The organism is Polaromonas sp. P1_F2 (assembly GCF_056405735.1).
This window is the reverse complement of record NZ_JBFUBN010000007.1, coordinates 158,869-185,618: the sequence shown is the minus strand read 5'-3', so window position 1 is coordinate 185,618 and position 26,750 is coordinate 158,869. Positions and strand designations below refer to the sequence as shown.

Below are 26,750 nucleotides of genomic sequence, written 5' to 3'. Positions count from 1 at the left end.
CGGCCCTTGACCTTCAAAGACCGACATGGATTTCCTGCTCCAGCTTATTCCGCATCTCGTCAACGGCATCTCGCTGGGGCTGTTGTTCGCGCTGATCGCGCTGGGCTTCATGCTGATCGTGGGGGTGATGGAGACCATCAACCTCGCGCACGGTTCGCTGTTCGCGCTGGGCATGTACTTCGCGCTCTTCCTGATCGCGCCGCAGCTGGGTATGTTTCCCAACCTGCAGGCCTGGTACATGAGCTTGCCACTCGGAACGCGCTACGGCGTGGCGCTTGTTTTTGCGCCGATTTTTGTCGGCATCTTCGGCATGCTGCTGGAGCTGTGCATGCGGCGTACCTACGGCCGCGACCCGCTGTACGGGCTGCTGCTGACCTTCGGCGCTGCCCTGGTGATTGAAGAGGGCATACGGCTGGTGTGGGGCTCGTCGGAAAAGCAGCTGATGCTGCCCGAGGTGATCTCCGGCGCTTTCCTGATGGGCGACCTGGTCTATTCAAAGTACCGCTTCTTCGCCAGCGGCTTTGCCGTCCTGATGATTGTGCTGCTCTGGGTGTTTTTGCAAAAGACACCCTACGGTGCCATCATCAAGGCCGGCGCGCACGACAGCGAAATGGTACGCGCCCTGGGCATCAACCTTTCGCGCCTGCGCCTCTTCGTCTTCGGCCTGGGCGTGGCGCTGGCCGCCATCGCGGGTGTGGTCATGGCGCCGATCTGGGGCATACGCCCGCATGTGGGCGTGGATGCGGTGGTGCCGGCTTTCCTGATCATTGTGCTGGGCGGTGTCGGTTCGCTGTGGGGCGCGGTGATTGCGGGACTGATGGTCGGCATGGTGGTGGGGCTCACAGGGTCCTATGCATCCGAGTGGTCGCTGATGTCCATGTACCTGTTGTTCATTGCCGTTGTGACTTTTCGTTCGCGCGGCCTCTTCGGAAAAAAGAGCGTTTTAGACGCTTGATTCACTCGTCTCAGCAGAAAGCTATTTGAATGAAATCGCTTCAAGACAAAGTCGCGCTGGTCACGGGCGCGGCCGGCACCATGGGCCTGGCCGTCGTCAAGGCCTTGCTCGAAGACGGCTGCAAGGTCGCGATGGTCGATGTGAGCCATGAGCGCAACCGCGCGCTGGCCGATGAGCTGGGTTCGCGTGCCCTACCGTTCTCGTTTGACATCAGCGATGCGGCCGCCGTCAGCGACGGCCATGCGCTCATCGTCAAGGCCTTCGGGCCCGTCGACATCCTGGTCAACAACGCCGGCATCCTGTCGAACAACAAGGTCGAAGCCACCGAAGCCGGTGAATGGCGGCGCGTGCTGGGCGCCAACCTGGACGGTGCGTTTTACCTTGCGCAGCAGGTGGTGCCGGCGATGAAGGCGCGGCGCTTCGGCCGCATCATCAACACCAGCTCGCTGGCGGCCAAGACCGGCGGCCTGACGGCGGGTACGGCGTACTCGGTGTCCAAGGGCGCGATGAGTTCGTTGACCTTCTCGCTGGCGCGCGAGCTCGCACCCTTTGGCGTCACGGCCAACGCCGTCGCGCCGGCTTACGTCAAGACGCCCATGATCACCGAACAGCTCAACGAGGAGCAGCGCCAGAAGCTGCTCAAGGACATCCCGGTCGGCCGCTTTTGCGAACCCGAGGAATTCGCGCATGTGGTGCGCTTCCTTGCTTCGCCGCTGTCGGGTTTCATTACCGGCGAAATCATTGATCTCAATGGCGGCCTGTTGATGGACTAGGGCCTGTTAGCACTATGTTTGCAAGATGCGTTGCGAGTCAAAAAGGCCTTGAGCAAGGCGCAAAACGCAGGCGGGGTGAACCCCGTCAAGGCTTTGCAACGCCGCGCAAGGCCTTTTTGATCGCAACCCGAAGGGAATGGGGTGAAAACGGCGCCACTCGGCGTTGCGCTCCTAGCGCAGACACCCGGTCTGGGCGTCGTCGCGCGCCTTGATTGGCGCCGTTTTCACCCCATTCGCATTTGTAAACATAGTGCTAACAGGCCCTTGGCAGGGAAAGCCCTTTCGCCGCCCGCCCGCTTTGCGCCCACAATTTCGCCATCCATGAGCAGCATCACACCCTCCATCGATTTCAGCACCGCGCTGACAGGCCTGTTTGACCTGCACGGCAAGACCGCTTACGTACCCGGCGGCTACGGTGGCATTGGCGAGGCGATTGCCTGGGGCCTGGCGATGGCCGGCGCGCGTGTCGCGGTGTCGGGCCGCGACGAGGCCAAGGCGCAGGCCGTGGCCTCGGCCTTGCAGGCGGCGGGACATGAAGCCATGGGCCTGGCCATGGACGCGCATTCGGTGACGCAGATGCAGGCTTCCGTCGACGCGGTGGCCGGGCGATGGGGCGGCCTCGACATCCTGGTGAACTGCGTCGGCATGCAGCGCGAGCAGGCCTTGCTAGAGGTCACCGAAGAAGCCTTTGACGAAGTGCTGCAGGTTAATCTGAAGGCCGCGATGTTTTTAGCGCAGGCGGCAGCCAGACAGCAGATCGCAGGCGGCAAGGGCGGCGCGCAGGTGCATTTGCTCTCGGTGCGCGCGCAGCTCGGTTTGCGCGGCCGTGGCTACTCGGCCTACAGCAGCAGCAAGGGTGGCCTGGTCATGCTGATACGCCAGCACGCCAGCGAACTCGCGCCGCACGGCATCACCGTCAACGGCATCGCGCCCACGGTGGTACAGACCGAGATGGCGCGCCACTGGCTGGAAAATCCCGAGACGCGCAAACAGGTGCTGGAGCGCATTCCGCTGGGCCGCGTGGCGGACCCGCAGGACGTGGCCGGCGCGGCGGTATTTTTTGCGGCGCCCGCATCCCGGTTTGTCACGGGCCAAGTGCTTTACCTCGACGGCGGTATTACCGCTTCCCAGTAACTCCACCCGCCAGTGCCGCGACGGCATGCTGCACGCCGCCGCTGCCGATGGGAATGCCCTGCACCCGCAGGGCTGCTTCCACGCCGGCCAGGCAGCCCAGGATCATCGCTGGGTTCATGTCGCCCAGGTGGCCTATGCGAAAGCTGCGGCCGGCCAGCGGGCCCAGGCCGCCCGCGATGGCGACCTGGAACTGCTCGCGCGCGACCGCGCGCAAGGCTTCAGGGTCTATGCCGGCAGCCACGGACACCGTGGTGACAGAGACCGAGCGCGCGGCCGGCTCGCGCACAAACAGGCTGAGCGCACCGCCTTCACTCCAGCCCTCGACGGCGGCATGCACGGCGCTGGCGATCATCCGGTGGCGGGCGACGACTTGCTCAACGCCCTCGTGAAAAATCAATCCCAGTGCGGCCTCTAGGCCGAAGAGCAGGCTTTGCGGCGGCGTGCCGCAGAACTTGCGATAGCTCAGCGGGCTTTGCCGACGCGCCCAGTCCCAGTAGAAGCGCGGTGAGGGGTTGGCCGCGGCGACCTTCATCGCGGCGGCGTCTGCGGCCACAAAGGCCAGGCCGGGCGGCACCATCAGGCCTTTTTGTGAAGCGCCCAGTACGACGTTGGCGCCCAGCGCATCCATGGCAAAGGGCGCCGCGCCCAGCGAGGCGACCACGTCCACCACCAGCAGCGCGGGATGCGCCGCGGCATCCAGCGCCTGCCGGATCCGGGCGAGGTCGCTGGTCATGCCGCTGGCGGTGTCGGTGTGGACTGCAAACACGGCCACGATGGCGTGCGCGGTGTCGGCGCGCAACGCGGCTTCTATCGCCGGCACGTCAATCGGATAACCCTCGCGCCAGGGCGTGCGCAGCACTTTCGCGCCCATGGCCTCGGCCTGCACGGCCCAGGATTCGGAGAAATGCCCGGTGCCGGCGATGAGCACCTGCTGGCCGGGTGCGAGCAGGTTGGCGATCACGGCCTCCCAGGCGCCGTGGCCGTTGCAGGCATACAGGAAGACGTCGGCCTTTTCGGTTTGCAGCAGCGCCTTGAGCCCGGTCTCGCAGGCCTGGATCACACGATCAAGCCGCGGGTCGGCCAGGTCCATGGGCTGGCGCCGCATCGCGTCCATGACCTCGTCGGGCACCCGCGTGGGGCCGGGTGAGTGGAGGAATCGGTGGCCGGGGATGCGTGGGTGGGGCGTCATGCGGAAAAATTATGCGCCTGCCGGCTTGCGGTTGACCAGTACGATGCCGGCCGCCACGGTGGCCAGCGCCACCAGCAGGCCGGTGGTCACGCTTTCTTTCAGCCACAGCGCGCCGAACAGCAGCGCGAACAGCGGCGTAAAAAACACAAACACTGAAATTTTGGTGGCCGGGTAGCGCCCCAGCATCCACATCCAGGCCAGGTAGCTGGCAAAGGCGCCTATCACCGTCTGCAGCAGCAGGGAGGTGATGGCGAAGGGGCTGAAGTGCCAGGACCACTGCTCGCCCAGGTAGAGCGACAGGAAGGGGAACACGGCGGCGCTCACGGCCAGCTGGTAGAACAGCAGCTTTTCGGCGGAGATGCTGACGAGTTTGGTGGCACGGATCACGACGGTGGTCAGGCCCCACAGCATGCCGGCGGCCAGTGCCAGCAGGTCGCCGCGCGCGGTCGAGGCATGGTCGCCGGTGAAACCTTCACGCAGCGCGAACACCACGGCGGCAAACGCGCACAGCAGGCCCAGCCATTGCAGGCCGCGCAGCCGTTCGGACTTGACCCACAGCGGCACCAGCGCCGCGACCCAGAAGGGCGAGGTGTACAAAAACACGGTGAGGCGCGAGGCGCTGGTGTATTGCAGGCCCACATAGATGCAGGCGAACTCCGCGCCGAACAGGGCGCCCGCCAGCAGGCCGGCTTTGAGTGAGCCGTCGCGGCTGAACAGCGGAATCTTGCGCCACAGGCACCAGAGCCACAGCAGGACGGTGGCGCCGACGAGGCGCAGCGAGGCCTGGAACATGGGCGGGATCTCGCTGATCGTGGCCTTGATCAGGACCTGCTGCAGGCCCCAGAACAGGCAGCAGCCCAGCAGCAGGGACATGGCGAGGGTGTCTAGATGCGTCTTGCGTGTCATGGGTGAGGGGGCTAGAAATTCGGGGTGTGGATGCTAGGGTTGAAGCCTTGAAATGATCGACCGCCGCTGGCCCCCACCCCTGCCCTCCCCCAGTGGGGGAGGGAGTAGAAGCCAGTAGGTAAAGCTGCGGGGGGTCAGGATCATTCCGTTTATTGCTCCTTCCCCCTCTGGGGGAAGGTTGGGATGGGGGCTCTGCGAAAGGGGCGCGGCTAATGCCGCCGGCTACAACGGATGCTCTGTATAAAACTTGCCGCCGTGGAACAGCAGCGGCGAGGCGCCCGCGCGGTGGCCGCAGCGCTCGACTTCACCCACGAAGATCACGTGGTCGCCTTCCTCGTAGCGGCTGCGGTTGAAGCATTCGAAGTGGGCGGCCGCGCCGTCCAGCAGCGGCGCGCCGCTGGCGCCTTCGGTGTGGGCCACGCCGTCCCAGCGGTCCGCGCGCCCGCTGGCAAAGCGTTCGGCCAGCGCTTTCTGGTCGGCCGCGAGGATGTTGATCGCGTAGTGCGAGCCGGTGCTGAGCGCGGCCATGGAGCCCGCCGCGCGCGCCAGGCTCCAGAGCACCAGCGGCGGTTGCAGCGACACCGAATTGAAGGAGTTGGCGGTCAGGCCCACCAGCACGCCGGCCGGCGTGCGGGCGGTGACGATGGTGACCCCGGTGGCGAACGTCGCCAGCGACGCCCGGAATTCTCGCTGTGAAAAACTGGGGCTGCTCGCTTGGCGAGGGATGGCGGGAGTCGGCATAGACAGCTAATTTAACTGATGCCGGCGGGGCCTGTTTGCGCCAGGGTCTAGGCGGGCCGGTCGGCGCAGGCCGCGGCGGCGCCGGTTAAACTTGCGGGCATGCCGTTTCGCCGCTTTGCCCTTTGCCTGCTTGCTACTTATTTGATAGCGACGGGTGCCCAAGCCGCTTCGCCTTGCGCCGAATACGCGGCCAGGCTGCCGAACGTCAAGCGCGAACTTTGCGATGCGGCCCAACTGCAGCCCTCGGGCGCGCGCTCGGTCAGCGGGCAGGCGCTCTGGGTGCGCGACATCAAGCCGGACAACGCCAGCCTGCGCGTGCTGGTGGTGGGCGCCATCCACGGCGACGAGCTGTCCTCGGGCGCGGTGGCCCTGCACTGGATCAAGCTGGCCGCGCAGCCGCCGCAGGACGCGCCCCAGGTAGTCCACTGGCGTTTTGTGCCGGTGCTCAATCCCGACGGCGTGCTCTCCAGGCCGCCGCGCCGCGTCAATGCGCATGGCGTGGACCTGAACCGCAATTTCCCGACCCCCAACTGGGAACGCGACGCCAGGGTCTACTGGGAAAAACGTACGGGCAAGGACCCGCGCCGCTGGCCCGGCCCCAAGCCGCTGTCCGAACCCGAGTCGCGGTTTTTGCATGAGCAGATGCAAAGCTTCAAGCCCCAGCTCATCGTCAGCATCCATGCGCCTTACGGCGTGCTCGACTTCGACGGCCCTTCGGTGCCGCCTTCGCGCCTGGGGCGGCTGTACCTGGACCAGGTCGGCATCTTCCCGGGCTCGCTGGGCAACTACGGCGGCATCCACAAAGGCGTGCCGGTCGTGACCATAGAGCTGCCCAACTCCACGCGCACCCCGCTGGACGCCGAGATGCGCCAGATGTGGCTGGACCTGCTGCGCTGGATGAGCGAGCGGGGGATAGGGCAACAGGGCGTGGAACATACGCCGCGCGTGCCTTAGCGCCGCTCTTAATCCTCGAAAAGGTTTCTAGCGCAACATGCTGGACATGGCCGACAGGCTGTTGACCATGCGCACCGCGGCTTCCACCGAGGGCGCGTCGAAGCCGACTTCGTCCCCATCCAGCCGGCGCAAGGCCGGCCATTGGCAAAACAGGTCGGCCAGCGCCGGCGACTGGGTCTGGATGCGCACGGCGATGCGACCCGGCAGCACGTAGGGACGGGCTGAACCGTGCTGTGCCAGCGCGGCGGCCACGCCGGCGCGAATGGCGCCGCAGGCCAGGGCCGGGGACAGGCTGATGCCGCTGGTCTGGCCTGTGGCCCGCTTGGTTTGCACAAAAGTGGCATGCGGAAACAGCGGGCGGTGCTCCTCGATGAACACGTCGTCGCCGCTGGCCATCACCACCGGTACGCCGTACTCGCCGGCCAGCGCGCCGTAAATCCCGGCCTCGCCCAGCTCAAGGCCGTTGAAGTACACGCGGGCAAAGGCAAAGCTGTTGATGGTGTGCGCCAGGATGCCGCGGCCTTGCGCGCGAGAGTGGTAGCCGATCATGCAGACCGCGTCCACGCCGTCGTCGACGCCGGCCATCATGCTCAGGTAGCGCGGCTTTCCCATGACGGCCTGGGCGCGCGCGTCCAGCAGCTCGGCCGGCATGTTGCGAAAACTTCCATGTGAATCGTTGACCAGCACCTCGGTGGCCCCCGCGTCGAAGGCGCCGGCGATGGCGGCGTTGGCCTCGTGCGTCATCAGCAGGCGGGCGCGTTCGTACTCGGGATTGCCGGCCCGCACCTGCTCGTGGTGAAAGACGCCGGCAACGCCTTCGATGTCGGTGGAGATCAGGACTTTCATGGGGAATCCGGTGAAGGTAGAAAAGAAGATGAGGATGGGGATGAAGGCCAATCCGGCAGCAGGTCGTGCAGTGCGTTGCGATGGTGGCCGCCTCGGCCGGTGACGGCTCGCGCCTGCCACAGGGCATGGAGGATGGCTTGCTCGGTGCTGTCGGCAACCGCCTGGAACAGCGGGTCGATCAAGCTGTCGTGCAGCATCGCCACGGCGGGCATGGGCCTGGCGGTTTGCTGCGGCACGGTGTAGGCGGTGGAAAACGCCAGGGCGATGTCGCCGCTGCCGTGGCCGAACACCGAGCCGGTGCGGGCCAGCCCGGCGCCGGCGCGCAATGCCAGCCGGCGCAGCTGGCGCGCGTCAAGGGGGGCATCGGTAGCAATCAGCAGGATGATGGAGCCTTTTTCGGGCTCTGCCGTTTGTGCCTGATGTGCCACCAGCCGGGCGCCAAGGACCTGGCCCGCCAGGACCAGTTGCGGCAGCTGGCCGTAGTTGGCCAGCACCAGGGCGCCGACAGTGTGCTCGCCGCCTCCCCGGGCCGGCACGCGGCGCGAGGCCGTGCCGATACCGCCTTTGAGCCCGAAGCTCGACATGCCGCGCCCCGCACCGACCGAACCTTCCTCAACCTCCACGCCGGCCTGCCCGCAGGCCTGCAGGTAGTGCTGTTCCGTGACGGCCATGCGCTGGATGTCGTTGAGAAAGCCGTCGTTGCATTCAAACACCAGCGGGTTGACCGTGGGCAGGCCGCGTCCTGTTTCGGGATTGGCGGCGACGCACTGCCGGATCTGCGCGGTGGCCACGGCGGCGACCGAAAAGGTATTGGTGAGCGCAATCGGCGTTTCCAGCACGCCGAGCTCGTCGACCTGAAGCAGGCCCACGCTCTTGCCGAACCCGTTGAGCACCACGGCCGCTGCCGGCACCCGGTCGCGGAACAGGTCGCCGGCATGGGGGCGCACCACCGTCACGCCCGTTTGCACCTCGTTCGCGTCCAGCGTGCAATGGCCCACGGTGACGCCGGCGACGTCGGTGATGGCGTTGCGGGGCCCCTGTGGCAGGCTGCCGATGCGGGGCAGCAGGTGGCGCGGTGTCACGAAACCTTGCCCCGCTTACTGGCGGTCGATCTTGGGGTCCAGCGCATCGCGCAGGCCGTCGCCCAGCAGGTTGAAGGCCAGCACGGTCAGGAAGATGGCCAGGCTGGGGAACAGCGCGATATGCGGCGCATTGAGCATGTCGGCGCGCGCCTCGTTGAGCATGGCGCCCCATTCCGGCGTGGGCGGCTGCGCGCCCAGGCCGAGGAAGGAAAGGCTGGCGGCCGTGATGATGGAGGTGCCAATGCGCATGGTCAGGTACACCACCACCGAGGACACCGTGCCCGGCAGCAGGTGGCGCAGCATGATGACCGAGTCGGGCGCGCCTATGGAGCGCACCGCCTCGATGTAGGTCTGGTGCTTGAGCGACAGCACATTGCCGCGCACCAGGCGCGCAAACGCCGGCACGCTGAAGACGGCCACGGCCATGATCACGTTGATCATGCCGTTGCCCAGGATCGCGACGATCCCGATGGCCAGCAAGATGCCGGGAAAGGCAAACAGCACGTCGGACATGCGCATGACGATGCGGTCCCACCAGCCTTCGTAGTAGCCCGCCAGCAGGCCCAGCAGCGTGCCGATCACGGCGCCCACGGCCACCGAGACCAGGCCCGCGGCCAGGGAGATGCGCGCGCCCATCAGGATGCGGCTGAAGATGTCGCGCCCCAGCGCGTCCACACCGAACCAGTGTTTGGCCGAGGGCGGCGTGTTCAGGGCGTCGTAGTCGAAGAAGTTCTCGGCGTCGAAAGGGCTCAGCCAGGGCGCGAGCACCGCGACGAGCACCAGCAGCAGCACAAAACCACCGGCCACGAGGGCCACGCGCTGCTTCTTGAATTTCCGCCAGAACTCGGCGGCGGGCGTGCGCACGGCGAGGGCGGCCGGCGGCACGTCCGCGGCGGCGGTGCTTGGGGTTTCGGTGGTGTTCACTTGAAACGGATGGTCGGGTTGATGATGGCGTAGAGCATGTCCACCACCAGGTTGATCAGGATGAATTCGAGCGAGAACAGCAGCACCAGCGCCTGGATCACGGGGTAGTCCCGCATCTCCACCGCGTCGACCAGCAGCCGGCCCATGCCGGGCCAGTTGAATACGACCTCGACGACGATGGAGCCGCCCAGCAGGAAGCCGAACTGCAGGCCCATCATGGTGACCACCGGGATCAGCGCGTTGCGCAGCGCATGCTTCACGACCACCACGGTTTCGGACAGGCCCTTGGCGCGCGCCGTGCGCACATAGTCTTCCTTGAGGATGTCGATGAAGGAGCTGCGCGTGAAGCGCGCCATCACGGCCGCCACACCCGCGCCCAGCGTGAGGGACGGCAGGATGTAGTGCCGCCACGAATCGGCCCCGACGGTGGGCAGCCAACCCAGCTGCACCGAGAAAAATTGCATCAGCAGCATGCCCAGCGCGAACGAGGGAAACGAGATGCCCGAGACCGCCAGCGACATGCCCAGCCGGTCGGGCCAGCGGTTGCGCCACACCGCCGACACCATGCCCAGCACCAGCCCCAGCAACACCGACCAGCCCATGGCCGCGATGGTGAGCCAGAAGGTGGGGGCAAAGCGCTCCGAGATCTCCGTGGCCACGGGCCGCTTGGTGCGGATGGACAGGCCGAAGTCGCCTTGCAGCGCATGGCTGAAAAAACGCACGAACTGCTGCGGTATCGGCAGGTCCAGTCCCAGGTCGCGGCGCACCAGCTCCACGGTTTCAGGTCCCGCGTCGGGCCCGGCGGCCAGGCGCGCCGGATCGCCGGGCAGCAGGTGCACGAACAGGAACACCAGCACGGCCACGATCAGCAGCGTCGGCAGCAGGCCCAGCAGGCGCTTGAGAAGGTAGTAGGTCATGCGGTGATCGCGTTTGTCAGGAGGCTGTTGCGGGATTACTTGAGTTCGACTTCGTCGAAGTTGAAGCTGCCGTCCGGGATCACGTAAAAGCCGGCCAGGTTGCGCGCACGCACCGAGAGCAGCCGTTCGGTCACCAGGAAGGCCCAGGGAGCGTCTTTCCAGATGCGCTGCTGGGCGTCGGTGTACAGCTTGGCCTTCTCCGCGCCGCTGGTGGTGACCAGCGCCTTGGCGATGTCGGCGTCCACTTCAGGGTTCTTGTAGTAGGCGGTGTTGAACATCTTGGGCGGCAGGGACTCGGAGGCCAGCAGGGGACGCAGGGCCCAGTCGGCTTCACCGGTGGACGAGGACCAGCCCACGTAGTACATGCGCACCGGAGCCGTTGCAGGGTCCTGCGCGCTCTCCACGCGTTCCACGCGCTGGCCGGCTTCGAGCGCCTGCACCTGCACCTTGATGCCGACCTGGGCCAGCTGCTGCTGCACGAACTGGATCACCTTCTGCGCGGTGGTGTAGTTGTAGGCCGACCACAGGGTGCTTTCAAAACCGTTGGGATAACCGGCTTCCTTCAGCAGCTCGCGCGCCTTGGCCGGGTTGTAGGGCCAGGGGCCCAGCTTGGCGGCGTATTCCACACCGTGGGGCACCACGCCTTCGGCGGGAATCGCATAGCCCGAGAAAGCCACCTTGACCAGCGCTTCCTTGTTGATCGCGTAGTTGATGGCTTCACGCACCTTGGGGTTGTCGAAGGGTTTTTGCAGCGTGTTCATCGAGAGGTAGCGATGGATGATGGAAGGCGCGCTGGTCACCTCCAGGCTCGGCTTCTTCGACAGGCTGTCCACCGTTTCGGGCGGCATCGGGAAGGCGAAGTGGGCTTCGTTGGTCTGCATCATGGCCGCGCGCGTGTTGTTGTCCACCACGGGGCGCCAGGTGATGCTGTCCACCTTGGGGTAGCCCTTTTTCCAGTAGCCGTCCCACTTGGCGACTTTCAGGTAGTCGGTGGCTTTCCACTCGACGAACTTGAAGGGCCCCGTGCCCACGGGGTTCTGCGCGATGCCCTTGCTGCCGTACTTGGCCAGCGCCGCGGGCGAGATCATCACGCCCGAGGGATGGGCCAGTGTGTTGATGAAGGGCGAGAAGGGCTCCTTGAGCGTCACGCGCACGGTGGTGGCGTCCACCGCCTCGGTCTTGGCGATGTTCTTGTAGAGGTTGTAGCGCTTGAGCTTGTTCTCGGGGTTGGTGACGCGGTCGAAATTGACTTTCACGGCCTCGGCGTTGAAAGGCGTGCCGTCATGGAACTTGATGCCGGACTTGAGCTTGAAGGTGTAGACCAGCCCGTCCTTGCTGACGGTGTGGCTCTCGGCCAGCACCGGCACCATCTTCATGTCCTTGTCGAAACCGTAGAGGCCCTGGTAGAAGGATTTGGCCATGGCCTGCGACAGCGTGTCGTTGGCGTCATACGGATCGGTGCTGGTGAAATTGGACTGGACGGCAACGACCACGTCTTTGGCGGCATGGGCCGGCGCGGCGGCAAGGCATGCCAGGCCGATCAGGCCGGCCAGCGCGGTGGTGAGGGGGGAGAGACGATTCTTCATGAAAAAACTCCTTGAGGCGAAACGAGGGGCAAACACGGGAGACGGAAAGACAATGCGAAAGGCCGGTGGTGGTCAATGAGGGTGGTCAATAAGGGCCTCCCACCGAATGCCGCGCGACAAAATGCCCCGGCGCCACCTGGTGCAGCGGCGCCACTTGCGGTGCGTCGCCCATGGCGCGTATGGGGCTGGGGATTTCGTCGGCCATGAGTTCGCGCACGCCGCCGCGGCGCGCCGGGTCGGCGACCGGCACGGCCGCCAGCAGGCGCCGGGTGTAGGCGTGCTGCGGGTTCTCGAACACGGCGCGGCGCGGGCCGATCTCCACGATCTGGCCCAGGTACATCACGGCCACGCGGTGGCTGATGCGCTCCACCACCGCCATGTCGTGCGAGATGAACAGGAAGGCGACGCCGAATTCCTGCTGCAGGTCCAGCATCAGGTTGATGATCTGCGCGCGGATCGACACGTCCAGCGCCGACACCGCCTCGTCGGCGATCACCACCTTGGGGTTGAGCGCCAGTGCCCGGGCGATCGCCACACGCTGGCGTTGCCCGCCGGAGAATTCGTGCGGGTAGCGATGGGCCGCTTCGGCCGGCAAGCCCACCTTGCCCAGCAGCCAGCGCACGCGCTCCTGCGCCTCCTCGGGCGATGCGAGCTTGTGTATCAGCATGGGCTCCATGACCGAATAGCCGACCGTCAACCGCGGATCGAGCGACGCAAAGGGGTCCTGGAACACGAACTGGATATCGCGGCGCAAGGCCTGCAGGGCCCGGCCCTTGAGCGCCGAAATGTCACGCCCCGCGACCTCGACCTGGCCGCTGTTGAATTCCAGCAGCCGGGCCAGCGAACGGCCCGTGGTGGATTTTCCGCAGCCTGATTCTCCGACCAGCGACAAGGTTTCACCGGCCTTGAGTTCGAAGCTGAGCTGCTCCACCGCATACACCTGCCGTTGCGCGCGCCCGAACAGCCCGCCCGCCAGCGGAAAGCGCGTGACCAGGTCCTGCACCTTGAGGACCGGCGGCAGGTCGTGGCGCACGGTGTCTGCGGCGCTGAGGGGCTGGCCGTCTTCGGCATCTTTGCCCTGCGGCGCGCCCGGCACCGCAAAGCGCGCCGGCAGGTCCTGCCCGTGCATGGCCCCGAGCCGGGGCACCGCCGCCAGCAAGGCCTGGGTGTAGGGTTGTTGCGGCCTGGCGAAGAGACTGGCACAGTCGCCTTCTTCCACCTTGTCGCCGCGGTACATCACCAGCACGCGGTCGGCAATTTCGGCCACCACGCCCATGTCGTGGGTGATGAAGATCACCGCCATGGCCAGTTCACGCTGCAGCTGCTGGATCAGCGCGAGGATCTGCGCCTGGATAGTCACGTCCAGAGCAGTGGTGGGTTCGTCGGCGATCAGCAGCGTGGGTTTGCAGGCCAGCGCCATCGCGATCACCACGCGCTGGCGCATGCCACCCGACAGCTGGTGCGGATGGCGCCCCAGCACGTTTCTGGCTTCCGGAATGCGGACCAGGTCGAGCATGCGCAGCGCTTCGGCCAGCGCCGCCTTGCGCGAAAGCCCCTGGTGCAGGCGTATCGATTCGGCGATCTGCTCGCCCACGGTGAACACCGGGTTGAGCGAGGTCATGGGCTCCTGGAACACCATGGCCAGGTCGGCGCCGCGCAGGCTGCGCATCTGCGATTGCGAAGCGCGCGCCAGGTCGAGGCGCTCGCCGTTGCGGCGTGTCAGCCACATGCTGCCGCTGCCCAGGCGTCCGCCGCCTTGCTCCACCAGGCGCATGAGGGCCAGCGAGGACACCGATTTGCCGGAGCCGGATTCGCCCACGATGGCGAGCGTTTCCCCGGCATCGACGTGAAAGCCGAGATTGCGCACCGCGTGCACGGTGCGTTGCTCATTGGAAAAACTCACACTGAGGTCCTGGACCTCGATGACGCGCTGGCGGCTTGGCACGGAGCTCATGCGGCGCATCCGTCGGTGTCTTTGGCATCGTCGGCGTAAATCGCGCTCACCGGCGCCTCGCCCACGCGGGCCCAGCCGCGGTACATGCCCTCGGTGTTGAAGGGAAGGCTCAGATTGCCTTGCGCGTCGACGGCGATCAGGCCGCCGCGCCCGCCGATGGCGGGCAGCACGTTCATGACCACTTCCCGGGCGGCCGCATCCAGCGGCATGCCGGCGTAGGCCATGCGCGCGCAGATGTCGTAGGCCGCCGCGGTGCGTATGAACATTTCGCCGGTGCCGGTGCAGGAAATCGCGGCCGTGCGGTTGTCGGCATAGGTGCCGGCGCCTATCAGGGGCGTGTCGCCGACCCGGCCGGCGCGCTTGTTGGTCATGCCGCCGGTGGAGGTGGCGGCGGCCAGGTTGCCCCGCGCATCAAGGGCCACGGCGCCCACGGTGCCGAATTTGCGGCCTTCGTCCAGGGGCGGCGCGCCGGCCGCGCTGGAGCGGAACACCAGGGCCGCGCCGTCGTGGTCCAGCACGGCAGCGTCGGTCGCGAGCGCGCGCCGCAGCTGTTCGCGGCGGGCCTCGGTCGAAAAATAATCGGGCGAGACCATCTCCAGTCCCTGCTCTTCGGCGAAGGCTTCTGCGCCGGCGGCCACCAGCAGCACGTGCTCGCTGTGCTCCATCACGGCACGCGCCGCGCGCACGGGACGGCGTACACGGTTCACGCAGGCCACCGCGCCGGCGCGCAGGGTCGCGCCGTCCATCACGGCGGCGTCGAGTTCATGGGTTTCGTCGTGGGTGAAGACGGCGCCGTGCCCGGCATTGAAGAGCGGGCAGTCCTCGAGCAGCTCCACTGCCAGGCTGACCGCGTCGAGTGCGCTGCCGCCGCCGGCCAGCAGCTGTTGCGCGGGCCGCAGAATGCCCTGCAGGGCGGCGTGGTAGGCCGCGTTTTGTTCCGTGCTGATGTGGCTGCGGCTCATGGTGCCGGCGCCGCCGTGGATGGCGATAAGGGGAAGGGGCTGGGGCCGTGTCACTTGGAAACCTTTGGCAATTTTTGGGTACGGGCTTTGCGGGAAGGCGGTGTTGCGGTGTCCGCATCGGCGCGCAGCCGGCCGGCGTGGTTGCCGTGCAACCAGGGCAGCACCGACTCGGCGAGTTGTGTCGCCGCCATGAGCGAACCTTTGCCGCTGTGGGCGACGGCGCTGCACAAGGCTTCGATCAGGGCCAGCACGGTGGCTTCGGAGTTCGCGAAATACTGGCTCTCGGTATGGGCATACAGCGCGACGGTGGCCAGGGGCGCCAGCGGCGATGTCACGCGGTCGGTCAGTGCCAGCACCGGCACGCCGGCATCGCGCGCGCGGCGCGCCAGCAGGATGGTGTCGCCGAAATAGCGCGGGTAGGCAATGGCGATCAGCAGGTCTTCGGGCTTGAGGCGGGACAGCACGCGCGCGCCGTACGAGGAGCTCTCCACGCTGGCCAGCAGCTGGACGTTGTCGCAGTAAGGGTCCAGCGAACGCTGCAGCAGCCCGCCCAGCCAGCTGCTGCTGCCAAAGCCGGCAATGTAAATGCGCCGGGCCTTCAGGATCGCCGCCACCGCCTGCTCGCAGCTCTGGGCGTCCAGCGATTGGCGTGTCAGTTCGATGTTGCGTTGGGTTTGCGCCAGGGCGGATGCAAACACGTCGGCCACCGTGGCGGAGTGCTCCAGCTTGTTGCGCAGCTTCTCGACCGGGGCCAGCGTGGCTTCGAAGCCCAGCACCAGCGCGGCGCGGAACTGCGGATAGCCGTCAAATTCCAGCGCCCGGGCGAAGCGATTGGCGGTGGCCACGGAAACCCCCAGCGTGGCGGCCAGCTCGTCGATGGGCATGGTGGCCGCCTGCAAAGGGTGGGCCAGCACGTAGTCGGCCATCTGCCGATGGGAGCGCGTCAGCGTCGGCAGCAGGCGCCCAATGCGCTGTGCCATCGAAGGGTTGCCGGGAAATGTCGCCATCAGGTCGGAGCTGAATTAAATGTATATAAATTTACAAACTAATTCATCATAGCGAAATATTTGATCATTTCCAATCGAATTCAGGGTGGCGACGCATTTGCGGTTTCGGTTTCTGGAGGTAATGGTGCCCGCCGTCCGGCGAGGCAGGGATGCGTCAGGACCCGAGCTTTTTGTAGGCGCGGTCCATCTCCACGCTTTTGCTGGTGTCCTTGACGCCGCGTTTCAGGTCGCGCCCCGCCTGCTCGACGACGGGATTGGGTTTGGCATTCGTCATGTCCACCGCCTGGTCGCGTTCGTGCGGCAGTTCCAGGCTGGACTCGACGGCGCCGTCCTTCAGGGTGTCCTGCTCGCCGGGACGCGAGCGTTGCGCACGAGGGTCTTTGGCCGGCATGCCTTTGCCGGAGGGAGGGGCGGCGGGCGTGCCCGGGTCGGGCTTGCCGCGTTGGGAAGAAGTCATGCCCCGACTGTGCGACGGCCGACCGTCCCGGGCTGTCAGCCCGGCAAACCAGGCCCTGTAGGAAAAGGCCACCTGCCGCGCACCATGGCGCCGCGACGCTTCAGGCTGCCAGGAAGGTGGCGGCCTGCGCCACGGCCGCCGCGTCGGCTTTGACCGCATCGGGCGGGCCGCCCTTGCCCCACAGTTCGCCGCCGTAGTTCATGGCCATGAACTGCGCGCACAGCCGGATTGAATCGACCATGGGCTGGGCCTTGGCGCGGTCGCCGCTGGTGGTGACCAGCCACAGCGTCTTTTTCGCCATTTCTTCCTTGAAAGGCAGGCCGGGCACGCGCATCCAGGCGCTCCAGTGGTCCAGATAGATCTTCAGCGGCGCGGGGATGCTGTACCAGTAGACCGGGGCCACGAACACGATGTCGCTCGCTGCCAGGGTCGCGTCCAGCAGGGTCTTCATGTCGCCTTCGGGCATGGGGTACTGGCCTGTGGTGTGGCGCTGGTCCACAAACAGCGGCATTTGCAGGGAGGGCAAATGCTGCCAGGCCTGGGGTGTGCCGGCAGGCAAGGCCGCGGCGGCCTGCTGCGCGAGCCATTCGGTGTTGCCCAGTGCGCCGGGTTCGCGCGTGGAGGTGGTCAGGAAAAGGAATTGGGGCTTGGCATTCATGGCGGCCATGGTAGCGGCAGCCGCGGGCCCGCGCTTGCACGGGGTCGGGGCCCGCGTGCCAGAATAAAGACCCGATTCACCTGAGCCGCCTCGCCATGATCCGTATTCGCGACATCGACCACATCGTCCTGCGGGTCTCGGACCTGATGGGAATGTTGCAGTTTTACCAGCAGGTGCTGGGCTGCAGCCTGGAGCGCCGGCAGGACGCGATCGGCCTGGTGCAGTTGCGAGCCGGGCGTTCGCTGGTGGACCTGGTGCCGGTGGACGGAACCCTGGGCCGGGCCGGTGGCGCGGCGCCGGGCAAGGAAGGCCACAACGTCGACCATGTCTGCTTTCGCGTGGAGCCCTTCGACGCCGGGGCCATACGCCGCCACCTGGCGGCCCACGGCGTGGACGCGGGCCCGGTGGAGTCGCGCTACGGCGCCGAGGGCGAGGGGCCTTCGATCTACCTCAAGGACCCCGAAGGCAATACCGTGGAATTGAAGGGCCCGCCCTGGCCCGCGGGCGGCGCCCAACCCTAAAAGCGCGCCCAGCCTTGCCAGGCCGTGAAGGCCGCGCAGACGATCAGCACCGCGCCCACTCCCCGCGCCATCACCACACTGGCGGCCGGCCGGTCGGCCAGCCACTGGCGCGCGCCAGCGGCGGCCAGTGCCAGCGAGCCGTAAACACCGGTCTGGGTCAAGGCGATGATGAGGCCCAGCGCCACCGCCTGTATCCACAGCGAGCCGTATTCCAGCCGCAGGAACTGCGGAAAAATCGCCAGCATGAACAAATAGGCCTTGGGATTGAGCAGGCAGGTCAGCGCGGCCTGCCGGAAGGTGCGCCACGGCCGGGTTTGCTCCAGTGAGGGCAGGCTGCCGAACACCGAGGTGCTGCGCGTGAGCGACCAGCCTATCCAGGCGATGTAAAGGCTTCCGGCGACCAGCATCACGTTGACCATGCCGGGCACCAGCCGCAGCACAAGGCCCAGCCCCAGCGCGCCGGCCACCACGTGGCAGACACCGCCGGCCACGATGCCGCCGACCGCGAAGAGGCCGGCGCGGCGACCGCCGGTCAGCGAGCTTGCCATGACAAAGGCCATGTCCATGCCGGGCAGGATGATGATGCCCAGCACCATCAGGAAAAACAGCCAGAGGTGGGCGAACTGGTCCATGGTCCTAGCGCAGCGCGGAATAGGCGGGCCGGGCCAGTTCCATCACCCAGTTGGTTTCCCAGTGGCGGCCGCTGTCCTCGGAAAAGGCCTGCTCCCAGCGCGCGCTGACCGGCGTGATGCCGGACCAGGTAAAACGCACGCGCACCGGCCGGCCCTCGTGCATGTCGCTGCCCTCGAAGCGGCCCGTGCCGTCGGCAAACGCGCCCACTACGGGCGGCTGCATCAGGCCGTCGCTGTGGCTGACCCAGTAAATGCTCCAGAGCCGTGTCTGAGGGCTGAAGAAACGCAGCGCCATGCCGATGGTCCGGTTGCCCTCGGCGACCAGGTCGTTCATATTGCCGAGTCCGCCGAGCAGCAGTGCGCCGTCCTGCACGGCCTCGAAACGCTCCCAGTCGGTGCAGCCCGCCAGGCGTTTTTTGAGCCGCTTGTTGCTGACCAGCCAGCGCCCGGTGATGAAGTTGAAGTCGTGCCGCCCATCGCTGAGCTGCGGCGGGTCCAGGGGTCTGGTCAGGGTGCTGGTCATGGTGTGGATAAAGCGCTTGTGGCGTCCAGTGATGATGCGTGGAGGGTGTTGGATGGCTGTGGAAAAACCCAGTCTATGGATGTAATAGGGCTATTTCAGCCCTAATAAAGCGCTAGACTTTTCGCCATGTACTCCCCGACCACCCGTGTATTGACCGTGCTGGAACTGCTGCAGTCCCATGGGCGCATGAGCGGCGCCGAACTGGCGCGGCGGCTGGAGGTCGACGGCCGCACGCTGCGGCGCTACATCGCCAAGCTGGAAGACCTGGGCATCCCGGTGGTGGCCGAGCGCGGCCGCTACGGCTGTTACAGCCTGATTGCCGGCTTCAAGCTGCCGCCCATGATGTTCACCGACGACGAGGCCCTGGCGCTGTCGATAGGCCTGCTGGCCGCGCGCAGCCTGGGGCTGGCCGAGGCCGCGCCGGCCGCGCAAAGCGCGCAGGCCAAGCTCGAGCGCGTGATGCCGCACAACCTGAAAAACCGCATACGCGGCCTGGGCGAGACGGTGACCCTGGACCTGCGCCCCGCGGATGCGCCCGGCGACAACACCGCCTTGCTGGCCCTGAGCGCCGCCGCCCACGGCTGGCAGCGCGTGCACATGGCTTACCAGTCGGCCGAGGGCGAGGTCACGGAACGCGACTTCGACGCCTACGGCCTGGTGTTTCGCCGCGGCCGCTGGTATGCGGCGGGCTGGTGCCACTTGCGCGGCGCGCTGCGCTCTTTCAGGCTGGACCGGGTGCGCGAGGTGCGGGCCCTCAATGTGGTGTTTACGCCGCCGGCCGACTTCGACGCGGTGCAGCACCTGGCGCTGGGGCTGGCCACCATGCCGCGCAGCAACACCGTGCGGCTGTTGCTGCGCACCGACCTGCAGACCGCGCAGATGGAGCTGCCCGACAGCGTCGGCGTGTTCCAGCCCAGCGAGGAGGGTGTGCTGCTGCACAGCCAGACCGACCACCTGGGCTGGTTTGCGCGGCAGCTGATGCGCCTGTCTTTTCCGTTCGACGTGCAGGAGCCTGTCGAGCTCCGTACCGCGCTGCGCGAGCATGCCGAGCGGACGCTGGCACAGCACGCCGCATAAAGGGTTCCACTTCTACTTCAACGCGATAGGTCGTTACGCCGCCTTGCCGTGCTGTAGCACTGTCTGCGGCGACGCGCCTACTCTCGCATTGAAGTAGAAATGGAACTGGAGAATCAGGCGGTCTTGGCCTGCAAACGGCCGCCGCCGCGGTCCTGGCCGTAAAAGCCGAAATTCATGGCCGGGACTTCACCGCTGATCAGCTCGGCGATGGCCTTGCCTGAGCCCGCGCCGTGCGTCCAGCCCAGCGTGCCGTGCCCGGCGTTGACCCACAGCCTGCCCACCTTGGTCTTGCCGATGTAGGGGATGTTGGTGGGCGTGGCGGGGCGCAGGCCGGTCCAGAAGTGCGGCGTGCCGCCCTGCTCTTCAAGGCGGGTGTCGCAGACGCCCGGCAGCACTTCCTCGATGCGCTCGGCCAGCATCTTGCAGCGGGCCTTGGCCAGCGGTGTATCCAGCGAGAGGTCATAGCCTCCGACCTCGATGGTGCCGGCCACGCGCAAGTGGCCGCCGAGCCGGCTCATGGCGCATTTGACTTCGTCGTCGATGGTGCTGACAAAAGGTGCGAGTTCCGGCTTGAGCAGCTTGAAGGTGGCGCTGTAGCCCTTGCCGGGATAGATAGGCAGGTCGACGCCCACGCTGCGCAGCAGCGGCGCCGTGTAAGAGCCGCAGGCCACGACGATTTCGTCGGCCTTGAGCCGGACCAGTTCTTCGTTCTCGCCGCGGATGGTGCGCGGCCGCACGGCGACGGATTCGATGGCGCCGCCGGTTTTTTCCAGCCGCGCTATGTCGTGGCCGTAGAGAAAACGCGCGCCCCGGTCGGCGCAGCGCTGCGCCAGCGCCTGGGTGAAGACGCGGGCGTCGCCGCTTTCATCGCTGGCCGTGTAGGTGCCGCCCACGATGCGGTGCGCGAAGGACTTGAAGGCCGGCTCTATGGCCAGCAGTTCGGCCGTGCTCACCACGCGGCGCGCCACGCCGTATTTGCGCATCAGGGCCGCGGCCTCGCCGGCTGTGTCGAAGGTTTTCTGGTCGGTGAAGTAGTGCGCGATGCCGCGCTCGAGGCGGTTGTATTCGATGCCGGTGGCGGCCACCACGTCCTTGAGCGCCGCGTGGCTGTAGGCGCCCAGCGCCACCAACTGCTGCACGTTGCGCTCGAATGCAGTGTCGTTGCACTGCGCCAGGAACTGCAGGCCCCAGCGCCACTGCTGCCAGCCTTCGCCGAAGGGCAGTTGCGGACGGAACAGCAGCGGCGCGTCGTCCCGGAACATCCATTTCAGCGCCTTCAGCGGCGCGTCCTTGTTGGCCCAGGGCTCGCAATAACTGACGGAAATCTGCGCCGCGTTGCCGAAACTGGTTTCCAGCGCGGCGTCGGGCTGGCGATCCACCACCGTGACCTCATGGCCGCGCTCAAGCAAATGCCAGGCGGTGCTCACGCCAATGATTCCGGCTCCTAAAACGACTACTTTCATCCGAACCCCTTTGGAAGCTTCAAGTGTGAAGGATGTTGCTTTCAATTAATAGAAAAATTAAACTCTCAGTGAAAACATCAGAACAGCTAATAGTGAACTGACCAAAGAGGGGATGCGGAATGAGTACTTTTGACCCGGACGCGCTTGAATGCCTGGCGGCGATTGTCGAAGAAGGCGGTTTTGAGCGCGCGGCCCAGCGTTTGTCCATCACCCAGTCGGCGGTTTCGCAGCGCCTGCGGGCATTGGAGGCCCAGGTCGGCACCGTGTTGATCGTGCGCAGCCGGCCGCTCAAACCCACCTCGGCCGGCCAGCTGTTGCTCAAACACACCAAAATGCTGCGCCTGTTGCGCGCCGACCTGGAGCGCGACCTGAAAGAACTGGCGCCCAGTTCGCTGGGCGGCGCGCGCGAAGAAGAGCGCATCTCGATCGCCATCAACGCCGACAGCATCGCCACCTGGGCCTTGCCGGCCCTGACCGAGCTGGTGCAGCAGGGGCTGCCCATGGAGATCATCCACGACGACCAGAATTTCACCCATGAATGGCTGCGCGAAGGCCAGGTGCTGGGCTGCGTGACCACGCTCAAGCAGGCGCTGCGCGGCTGCAAGGTGGAGCCGCTGGGCGCGATGCAGTACATCGCGGTGGCGGCGCCGGCCTTCGCGCAAAACCGCCTCGGCCTGCGCGACGGCGCGGGCGACCGGCAGGCCGCGCCCGGGTTGACGCAGTACAACTTCCGCGAGGTGCCCTTCATCGCCTTCAACCGCAAGGACGAGCTGCCGGTCGATTTTGTCAGCAAGGCCTTCGGGCTCAAGCGCGTCACCCTGAGCCAGCTGTTCGTGCCCTCGTCGGAAGGCATGGTCAGGGCCGTGCTGGCGGGCTGGGGCGTCAGCGTGGTGCCGCGCCTGCTCGCGCAGGGCCTCATTGACCAGGGCCAGCTCGTCAATGTGGCGCCCCATTACACGCTGCCCATCCAGCTCTATTGGCATTGCTGGAACCTGGAGTCCGAGGTCCTGGACGCCCTGACGGCCGCGCTCAAGCAGTCGGCGGCCCAGTCGCTGGTGCCGTAACGCAGCGCTGCGGCACGGCGATGCGGGGGCTGAGACCAGCCCCTTGGTATTCAATTTCCCGCAGCACGGCCCCGCCTGACCCTGTAGGACAGCGCCGAAGACTGCCACTAAAGGCCTCAATTCGGGGACTAATCCCATTTACAAAAGCCGGGTGCGTGCGCACACTGCAGAAACTATGCAGGGCGCGCCGCGGCATGGCAGGGAAAGGCACAAGGTAACAGGAATGCTGGGATGGCTCGGGCTGCGTACCCGTCTGGTTCTGCTGGTGCTGCTCGCGCTGCTCCCCGTCTTCGGCCTGCTTGTCTATTCCGCGGAGCAAAGCCACCGGGCCGCGTTGCGGCTGGCGCAGTCGGACCTGCTGTCGGATGTCCTGATGCTCTCGACCCGCGAGCAGCGCACGGTGGACATGGTCCACGAGTTGCTCAACGGCATCGCCAGCGGGCCGCACATCAAAAACCTGGTGCCCGGCCTGTGCGGCCAACACCTGAAAAACCTCCACGCCGAGCATCCCGAAATCACCAACATGGGCCTGGCCGCGTCCGACGGTAACTTGCTGTGCGACGCGCTGGGTACGACCAACGGCCTGCGTATCGATGACCGGCCTTATTTCAAGCAGGTCATGGCGGGCCAGCGTTTCGCGGCGGGCCGTTATGCCACGGGCCGCGCGAGCGGGCGTCCCGGCATCGGTTTCGCGGTGCCCGTACGCAACGAGGCCGGGAACATCAGCGGCGTGGCTTTCGCGGTGCTGGGGCTGCCCGCGCTGGCGGAATCGCTGGCGGATGCGCCCACCATGCCGGGCGCCCGCCTGTCCGTGCTGGACCGGGACGGCACGGTGCTGGCCGTGTCCCCGTCGGCGCCGTCCTGGCTGGGCCAGCCGCACCCGGACCCCATCGTGCAACAGGCGGTGCGGGAGCGCCAGCAAGGGGTTCAGCATGCGGCGGGCATGCAGGGCGCGCCGCGGGTCTATGCCGTGGCGCCCGTGCCGGGCGGCGGACGCGAGGGCCTGGTGGTGGCGATCAGCGTTCCGGAAGCGGTGATCGCGGCGCCCAGTCATGAGGACCTGGTTCTCGAGCTGCTGGCGCTGGCGGCGATGGCGCTGATCGGCGTGGCCTGCGCGCGCTGGATGGGCAACCGGCTGATCGTCAACCCCGCCAAGGCGATCCTGAAAGAGGCCAACGAGGTGGCCCAGGGCAACCTCGGGGCGCGTGTCAGGCTGGGGCCGCTGTACCAGGGCGAGCTCGGCGAAATCGGGCGGACCTTCAACCGCATGGCCGAGTCGCTGCAGGCCCGGCAGCGGGAACTCGACGCCATGCTGGACCGCGTCGACAAGGAGCGGTCCCTGCTGGACCTGATCCTCAACAGCATGAACGAGGGGGTGATCGCCACGGACACCGAAGGCCGCTTCCTGCTGTTCAACGCCACGGCGCGCGTGTTGTTCAACGGGGCGCCGGATCCCGGCATGCGGATAGCGGACTGGCGCCGCGGCCATGAGCTGCTGATGCTGGACGGCAGGACGCCCTACCCCACGCCCGAACGCCCGCTGACCCAGGCCGCGCGCGGCATCCGCATTGACAACTGGGACCTGGTGTTTCGCCGGCCCGGCGCGGAGGACAGGGTGCTGCGCATCAGCACCCGGCCGCTGCGCGACGCCGCCGGCATGCTGGTCGGCGGCCTGGTCGTATTCAACGACATCACCGCCCAGAAGGCGGCGGAAAACTTCGCGCGGGCGCAGGAGCAGGTGCTGGCCCTGATCGCCGGCGGGGCGCCCCTGGCGCAGTCGCTGGAAGCCATCGTCCGCCTGATCGAAGACAGTTCGCCGGACAGCCTGTGCTCCATCCTGCTGGTGGAGGACGGCAAGCTGCACCTGGGCGCCGCGCCCAGCTTGCCCGACCGCTACAACCAGGCCATCGAAGGCCTGCCTGTCGGTGAGGGTGTGGGCGCCTGCGGCACCGCCGCGTTCCGCAACCAGCTGGTGGTGGTGGAAGACACGCAGAGCGACCCGCTGATGCAGGACTACCGCGAGCTGATGCGGGAGCACGGCCTGCTGGCCTGCTGGTCCATGCCGGTGGTGTCGACCGACGGCGAGGTGCTCGCGACGTTCGCGATCTACCGCGCTTACCCGTGCAGGCCCCAGGCCGCTGAGATCGAGCTGATCGCCATCGCGGCGCGGCTGGCCGGCATCGCGCTGGCGCGCGTGCGCGCCGAGGCGGCCCTGGTCAGCAGCCAGGCGCGCTTTCGCGAACTGGCGGAAAACATCCAGGACGTTTTCTACAACGTGGATCCGCGCACCGGCCGCCTCCTCTACATCAGCCCCGCCTATGAAAAGATCTGGGGCCGCAGCCGCGAAAGCCTGTTTGCCGACCCTCTTTCGTACGCCGATGTCGCGTTGCCGGAGGACACCCATTTGCTCAAGGAGGCCAGGAAGCGCAATCGCACCGGGCAAGCCTCCGACACCGAATACCGCATCCTGTCCACGGACGGCCAGATTCGATGGATACGGGACCACGCCTACCCGGTGATGAACGCTTCGGGCGAACTGGAGCGCGTGGTGGGTACGGCGCGCGACATCACCGATCGCAAGCTCGCCGACCTGGCGCTGGCCAGCACCAATCGGGCGCTGCAGATGCTGAGCCGCTCCTGCATCGCCATCAACCGCGTGGACGAAGAAAGCGAACTGCTGGCCGAGGTATGCCGCGTCGCCGTCGGCGTGGGGGGCTATCGCATGGCCTGGGTGGGTTATGCGCAGGACGACGCGGAGCGCCGCATTTTGCCCGTGGCCCACGCCGGCGAAGAAAACGGCTACCTTGCGGCGATCCGCCTGAGCTGGCGCGACGACGATGCCACCGGCCAGGGCCCGGCGGGCCAGGCCGTGCGCAGCGGGCAGCCCCAGCAGACCGGCGACATCAGTCAGGCCGAGAGCCGGTTCTACTGGCACGCGCCGGCCCTGGAGCGCGGGTTCCTCAGCGCGATCTGCCTGCCGCTGCGCGACGGCCCGCGCAGTTTCGGCGTGCTGTGCCTGTATTCGGGCGAGGCACAGAATTTCAGCGCCGATGAGGTCAGGCTGCTGCAGGAGCTCGCGGACAACCTGGCTTTCGGCGTGATCGGCTTGCGCGCGCGGCTGGAACGCCGGCGCAGCCAGGAGGCCGAGCGTCAGGCCGTCATCAAGATACGCGAGCAGGCTTCGCTGCTGGACCGGGCGCAGGACGCCATCATGGTCCGCAACCTCGATCGGACCATACGCTTCTGGAACAAGGGCGCCGAGCGCCTTTACGGCTGGACGGCCGAAGAGGTGCTCGGCAAGAGCATGGAAACGTTCATGTACCCCGATCCCCAGGTGCTGATCGACAGCATGGCCCGAACGGTGGCCAACGAGGGCGACTGGAGCGGCGAACTCGAGCAGCGCGCGCGCGACGGCTCGATGGTGTGCATCGAAGCGCGCTGGACGGTGGTGCGCGACGAGCGGGGCCAGGTCAACGGGGTGCTGGGCATCAACACCGACATCCACGAACGCAAGCGCGCGCGCGAGGAAATCCTGCGGCTCAATGCCAGCCTCGAGGAACGTGTGCAGCAGCGCACCGCCCAGCTCGAATTCGCCAACAAGGAGCTGGAGGCTTTCTCCTACTCGGTGTCGCATGACCTGCGCAGCCCGCTGAGCGCCGTGGACGGCTTCAGCGACCTGCTTGAGCGGGCCATGGCCAAGGCCGAAAGCAGCCCCCTGACCGAACGCAGCCGGCATTACCTGGCGCGCATACGCGCGGGGGTTTCACAAATGGGCGAGTTGATCGACGCGATGCTCACGCTGGCGCAGGTGTCGCGCTCCAGCCTGCGCTGGGAGCGGGTCGACCTCAGCGCGGTGGCCGAAGCCCTGCTGGCCGGCTATCGCGAGCGCGAACCCGACCGTGCCGTGCGCCTGCATGTCGAACCCGGCGTGACGGGCCAGGGGGACCCGCGGCTGCTCAAGCAGGTGCTCGACAACCTGATCGGCAATGCCTGGAAGTTCAGCGCCAAACAGGAATACACCGAGATCAGCTTCGGCCGCGAAACCGGCAAGGACGGCGAGACGGTGTACTTCGTGCGCGACCAGGGTGCGGGCTTTGACATGGCCTATGTCGAAAAACTGTTCGGCGCCTTCCAGCGCCTGCATGCGCTGTCGGAGTTCGCCGGCACCGGCGTCGGCCTGGCCACGGTGCAGCGCATCATCGCGCGCCACGGCGGCAAGGTGTGGGCCGAGTCACAGCCGGATAAAGGCGCGACGTTTTATTTCACGCTGGGTGTGGAGACAGCGTAACCCCCGTCCAGGCTCACTGCGTGTAGCCTGTTCCCCAAAGGTGATGCACCCCTGTCCAAGCTCACTACGTGTAGCTTGTTCCCCCCTCTAGGGGGCGGCGCCTGCGGTCTGGCAAAGCCAGTCCCGCGGCCCCTGTT

At 66.8% G+C, this 26,750-nt stretch carries 24 protein-coding genes; 8 read left to right on the top strand and 16 right to left on the bottom strand.

All coding sequences use genetic code 11. The features are described from left to right. Window positions 1-25: 25 nt before the first annotated feature. The 3 genes from AC1D0O_RS15760 to AC1D0O_RS15750 all read left to right on the top strand — a co-directional run bounded on the left by AC1D0O_RS15760 (window position 26) and on the right by AC1D0O_RS15750 (window position 2,862). Complete coding sequence (locus AC1D0O_RS15760; protein WP_477654448.1) at window positions 26-955, top strand: branched-chain amino acid ABC transporter permease; 930 nt, start codon at window positions 26-28, stop codon at window positions 953-955. Between the two features lie 29 nt (window positions 956-984). Beyond that, window positions 985-1,728, top strand: a complete 744-nt coding sequence (locus tag AC1D0O_RS15755) for an SDR family NAD(P)-dependent oxidoreductase (RefSeq protein WP_477654447.1) — start codon at window positions 985-987, stop codon at window positions 1,726-1,728. A gap of 321 nt (window positions 1,729-2,049) precedes the next feature. Then, on the top strand, window positions 2,050-2,862 hold the full coding sequence (locus AC1D0O_RS15750) for an SDR family NAD(P)-dependent oxidoreductase (protein ID WP_477654446.1): 813 nt from the start codon (window positions 2,050-2,052) through the stop codon (window positions 2,860-2,862). On the opposite strand, the gene AC1D0O_RS15745 is transcribed toward AC1D0O_RS15750, so the two are convergent. The 3 genes from AC1D0O_RS15745 to AC1D0O_RS15735 all read right to left on the bottom strand — a co-directional run bounded on the left by AC1D0O_RS15745 (window position 2,846) and on the right by AC1D0O_RS15735 (window position 5,698). Beyond that, entirely contained in the window at window positions 2,846-4,051 is a 1,206-nt protein-coding gene (locus tag AC1D0O_RS15745; protein ID WP_477654445.1) for a pyridoxal-phosphate-dependent aminotransferase family protein, read from the bottom strand. The genes AC1D0O_RS15750 and AC1D0O_RS15745 overlap by 17 nt on opposite strands. A 9-nt stretch (window positions 4,052-4,060) precedes the next feature. Further along, entirely contained in the window at window positions 4,061-4,957 is an 897-nt protein-coding gene (locus tag AC1D0O_RS15740; RefSeq protein WP_477654444.1) for a DMT family transporter, read from the bottom strand. 222 nt (window positions 4,958-5,179) lie between these two features. Continuing rightward, on the bottom strand, window positions 5,180-5,698 hold the full coding sequence (locus AC1D0O_RS15735) for a flavin reductase family protein (protein ID WP_477654443.1): 519 nt from the start codon (window positions 5,696-5,698) through the stop codon (window positions 5,180-5,182). Between the two features lie 99 nt (window positions 5,699-5,797). On the opposite strand from AC1D0O_RS15735, the gene AC1D0O_RS15730 reads away from it, so the two are divergent. Next, complete coding sequence (locus AC1D0O_RS15730; RefSeq protein WP_477654442.1) at window positions 5,798-6,652, top strand: M14 family zinc carboxypeptidase; 855 nt, start codon at window positions 5,798-5,800, stop codon at window positions 6,650-6,652. Window positions 6,653-6,679: 27 nt separating this feature from the next. Here AC1D0O_RS15730 and AC1D0O_RS15725 read toward each other — a convergent pair whose 3' ends face one another. The 10 genes from AC1D0O_RS15725 to AC1D0O_RS15680 all read right to left on the bottom strand — a co-directional run bounded on the left by AC1D0O_RS15725 (window position 6,680) and on the right by AC1D0O_RS15680 (window position 17,054). Continuing rightward, entirely contained in the window at window positions 6,680-7,498 is an 819-nt protein-coding gene (locus AC1D0O_RS15725; protein ID WP_477654441.1) for a M55 family metallopeptidase, read from the bottom strand. Beyond that, entirely contained in the window at window positions 7,495-8,580 is a 1,086-nt protein-coding gene (locus tag AC1D0O_RS15720) for a DmpA family aminopeptidase (protein WP_477654440.1), read from the bottom strand. The genes AC1D0O_RS15725 and AC1D0O_RS15720 overlap by 4 nt, the downstream gene beginning before the upstream one ends. 15 nt (window positions 8,581-8,595) lie before the next feature. Next, window positions 8,596-9,504, bottom strand: a complete 909-nt coding sequence (gene gsiD, locus AC1D0O_RS15715) for a glutathione ABC transporter permease GsiD (RefSeq protein ID WP_477654439.1) — start codon at window positions 9,502-9,504, stop codon at window positions 8,596-8,598. After that, window positions 9,501-10,421 (bottom strand): glutathione ABC transporter permease GsiC, encoded by a 921-nt coding sequence (gene gsiC, locus AC1D0O_RS15710; RefSeq protein WP_477654438.1) that lies wholly within the window; start codon window positions 10,419-10,421, stop codon window positions 9,501-9,503. Before gsiC ends, gsiD begins: the two co-directional genes overlap by 4 nt. A 35-nt stretch (window positions 10,422-10,456) precedes the next feature. Continuing rightward, window positions 10,457-12,007 carry a glutathione ABC transporter substrate-binding protein GsiB gene (gsiB, locus tag AC1D0O_RS15705; RefSeq protein ID WP_477654437.1) on the bottom strand — a complete coding sequence of 517 codons (1,551 nt, stop codon included), beginning with the start codon at window positions 12,005-12,007 and terminating at the stop codon, window positions 10,457-10,459. Between the two features lie 85 nt (window positions 12,008-12,092). After that, complete coding sequence (locus AC1D0O_RS15700) at window positions 12,093-13,961, bottom strand: dipeptide ABC transporter ATP-binding protein (protein ID WP_477654436.1); 1,869 nt, start codon at window positions 13,959-13,961, stop codon at window positions 12,093-12,095. Continuing rightward, window positions 13,958-14,923: an isoaspartyl peptidase/L-asparaginase family protein gene (locus AC1D0O_RS15695; RefSeq protein ID WP_477654532.1), complete on the bottom strand. Its 966-nt coding sequence runs from the start codon at window positions 14,921-14,923 to the stop codon at window positions 13,958-13,960. Before AC1D0O_RS15695 ends, AC1D0O_RS15700 begins: the two co-directional genes overlap by 4 nt. Before the next feature lie 50 nt (window positions 14,924-14,973). Beyond that, window positions 14,974-15,930, bottom strand: a complete 957-nt coding sequence (locus AC1D0O_RS15690) for a MurR/RpiR family transcriptional regulator (protein ID WP_477654435.1) — start codon at window positions 15,928-15,930, stop codon at window positions 14,974-14,976. A 154-nt stretch (window positions 15,931-16,084) separates the two neighbouring features. Next, on the bottom strand, window positions 16,085-16,387 hold the full coding sequence (locus tag AC1D0O_RS15685) for a hypothetical protein (RefSeq protein WP_477654434.1): 303 nt from the start codon (window positions 16,385-16,387) through the stop codon (window positions 16,085-16,087). Window positions 16,388-16,487: 100 nt separating this feature from the next. Then, window positions 16,488-17,054, bottom strand: coding sequence for a flavodoxin family protein (locus AC1D0O_RS15680; protein WP_477654433.1), 567 nt, complete (start codon window positions 17,052-17,054; stop codon window positions 16,488-16,490). Between the two features lie 86 nt (window positions 17,055-17,140). Here AC1D0O_RS15680 and AC1D0O_RS15675 point away from each other — a divergent pair, with 86 nt between their 5' ends. Further along, entirely contained in the window at window positions 17,141-17,566 is a 426-nt protein-coding gene (locus tag AC1D0O_RS15675) for a VOC family protein (RefSeq protein WP_477654432.1), read from the top strand. On the opposite strand, the gene AC1D0O_RS15670 is transcribed toward AC1D0O_RS15675, so the two are convergent. Both AC1D0O_RS15670 and AC1D0O_RS15665 read right to left on the bottom strand, forming a co-directional pair. Next, window positions 17,563-18,198, bottom strand: a complete 636-nt coding sequence (locus AC1D0O_RS15670) for a LysE family translocator (protein WP_477654431.1) — start codon at window positions 18,196-18,198, stop codon at window positions 17,563-17,565. The genes AC1D0O_RS15675 and AC1D0O_RS15670 overlap by 4 nt on opposite strands. A gap of 4 nt (window positions 18,199-18,202) precedes the next feature. Next, the gene (locus AC1D0O_RS15665; protein WP_477654430.1) at window positions 18,203-18,721 is read right to left on the bottom strand and encodes a hypothetical protein; all 519 of its coding nucleotides are present in this window, start codon (window positions 18,719-18,721) and stop codon (window positions 18,203-18,205) included. Window positions 18,722-18,847: 126 nt separating this feature from the next. Here AC1D0O_RS15665 and AC1D0O_RS15660 point away from each other — a divergent pair, with 126 nt between their 5' ends. Beyond that, window positions 18,848-19,798 (top strand): helix-turn-helix transcriptional regulator, encoded by a 951-nt coding sequence (locus AC1D0O_RS15660; protein WP_477654429.1) that lies wholly within the window; start codon window positions 18,848-18,850, stop codon window positions 19,796-19,798. Between the two features lie 113 nt (window positions 19,799-19,911). On the opposite strand, the gene AC1D0O_RS15655 is transcribed toward AC1D0O_RS15660, so the two are convergent. Beyond that, entirely contained in the window at window positions 19,912-21,261 is a 1,350-nt protein-coding gene (locus tag AC1D0O_RS15655; RefSeq protein WP_477654428.1) for a D-amino acid dehydrogenase, read from the bottom strand. Window positions 21,262-21,380: 119 nt separating this feature from the next. Here AC1D0O_RS15655 and AC1D0O_RS15650 point away from each other — a divergent pair, with 119 nt between their 5' ends. Further along, entirely contained in the window at window positions 21,381-22,325 is a 945-nt protein-coding gene (locus AC1D0O_RS15650) for a LysR family transcriptional regulator ArgP (protein WP_477654427.1), read from the top strand. A gap of 223 nt (window positions 22,326-22,548) precedes the next feature. Next, window positions 22,549-26,613, top strand: a complete 4,065-nt coding sequence (locus AC1D0O_RS15645) for a PAS domain S-box protein (RefSeq protein ID WP_477654426.1) — start codon at window positions 22,549-22,551, stop codon at window positions 26,611-26,613. Window positions 26,614-26,750 lie beyond the last annotated feature (137 nt).

Coding starts and splice junctions, on each gene's coding strand:
- AC1D0O_RS15760 (WP_477654448.1), top strand. CDS start 26: ATGGATTTCCTGCTCCAGCTTATTCCGCATCTCGTCAACGGCATCTCG.
- AC1D0O_RS15755 (WP_477654447.1), top strand. CDS start 985: ATGAAATCGCTTCAAGACAAAGTCGCGCTGGTCACGGGCGCGGCCGGC.
- AC1D0O_RS15750 (WP_477654446.1), top strand. CDS start 2,050: ATGAGCAGCATCACACCCTCCATCGATTTCAGCACCGCGCTGACAGGC.
- AC1D0O_RS15745 (WP_477654445.1), bottom strand. CDS start 4,051: ATGACGCCCCACCCACGCATCCCCGGCCACCGATTCCTCCACTCACCC.
- AC1D0O_RS15740 (WP_477654444.1), bottom strand. CDS start 4,957: ATGACACGCAAGACGCATCTAGACACCCTCGCCATGTCCCTGCTGCTG.
- AC1D0O_RS15735 (WP_477654443.1), bottom strand. CDS start 5,698: ATGCCGACTCCCGCCATCCCTCGCCAAGCGAGCAGCCCCAGTTTTTCA.
- AC1D0O_RS15730 (WP_477654442.1), top strand. CDS start 5,798: ATGCCGTTTCGCCGCTTTGCCCTTTGCCTGCTTGCTACTTATTTGATA.
- AC1D0O_RS15725 (WP_477654441.1), bottom strand. CDS start 7,498: ATGAAAGTCCTGATCTCCACCGACATCGAAGGCGTTGCCGGCGTCTTT.
- gsiC (WP_477654438.1), bottom strand. CDS start 10,421: ATGACCTACTACCTTCTCAAGCGCCTGCTGGGCCTGCTGCCGACGCTG.
- gsiB (WP_477654437.1), bottom strand. CDS start 12,007: ATGAAGAATCGTCTCTCCCCCCTCACCACCGCGCTGGCCGGCCTGATC.
- AC1D0O_RS15700 (WP_477654436.1), bottom strand. CDS start 13,961: ATGAGCTCCGTGCCAAGCCGCCAGCGCGTCATCGAGGTCCAGGACCTC.
- AC1D0O_RS15695 (WP_477654532.1), bottom strand. CDS start 14,923: ATGAGCCGCAGCCACATCAGCACGGAACAAAACGCGGCCTACCACGCC.
- AC1D0O_RS15690 (WP_477654435.1), bottom strand. CDS start 15,930: ATGGCGACATTTCCCGGCAACCCTTCGATGGCACAGCGCATTGGGCGC.
- AC1D0O_RS15685 (WP_477654434.1), bottom strand. CDS start 16,387: ATGACTTCTTCCCAACGCGGCAAGCCCGACCCGGGCACGCCCGCCGCC.
- AC1D0O_RS15680 (WP_477654433.1), bottom strand. CDS start 17,054: ATGGCCGCCATGAATGCCAAGCCCCAATTCCTTTTCCTGACCACCTCC.
- AC1D0O_RS15675 (WP_477654432.1), top strand. CDS start 17,141: ATGATCCGTATTCGCGACATCGACCACATCGTCCTGCGGGTCTCGGAC.
- AC1D0O_RS15670 (WP_477654431.1), bottom strand. CDS start 18,198: ATGGACCAGTTCGCCCACCTCTGGCTGTTTTTCCTGATGGTGCTGGGC.
- AC1D0O_RS15665 (WP_477654430.1), bottom strand. CDS start 18,721: ATGACCAGCACCCTGACCAGACCCCTGGACCCGCCGCAGCTCAGCGAT.
- AC1D0O_RS15660 (WP_477654429.1), top strand. CDS start 18,848: ATGTACTCCCCGACCACCCGTGTATTGACCGTGCTGGAACTGCTGCAG.
- AC1D0O_RS15655 (WP_477654428.1), bottom strand. CDS start 21,261: ATGAAAGTAGTCGTTTTAGGAGCCGGAATCATTGGCGTGAGCACCGCC.
- AC1D0O_RS15650 (WP_477654427.1), top strand. CDS start 21,381: ATGAGTACTTTTGACCCGGACGCGCTTGAATGCCTGGCGGCGATTGTC.
- AC1D0O_RS15645 (WP_477654426.1), top strand. CDS start 22,549: ATGCTGGGATGGCTCGGGCTGCGTACCCGTCTGGTTCTGCTGGTGCTG.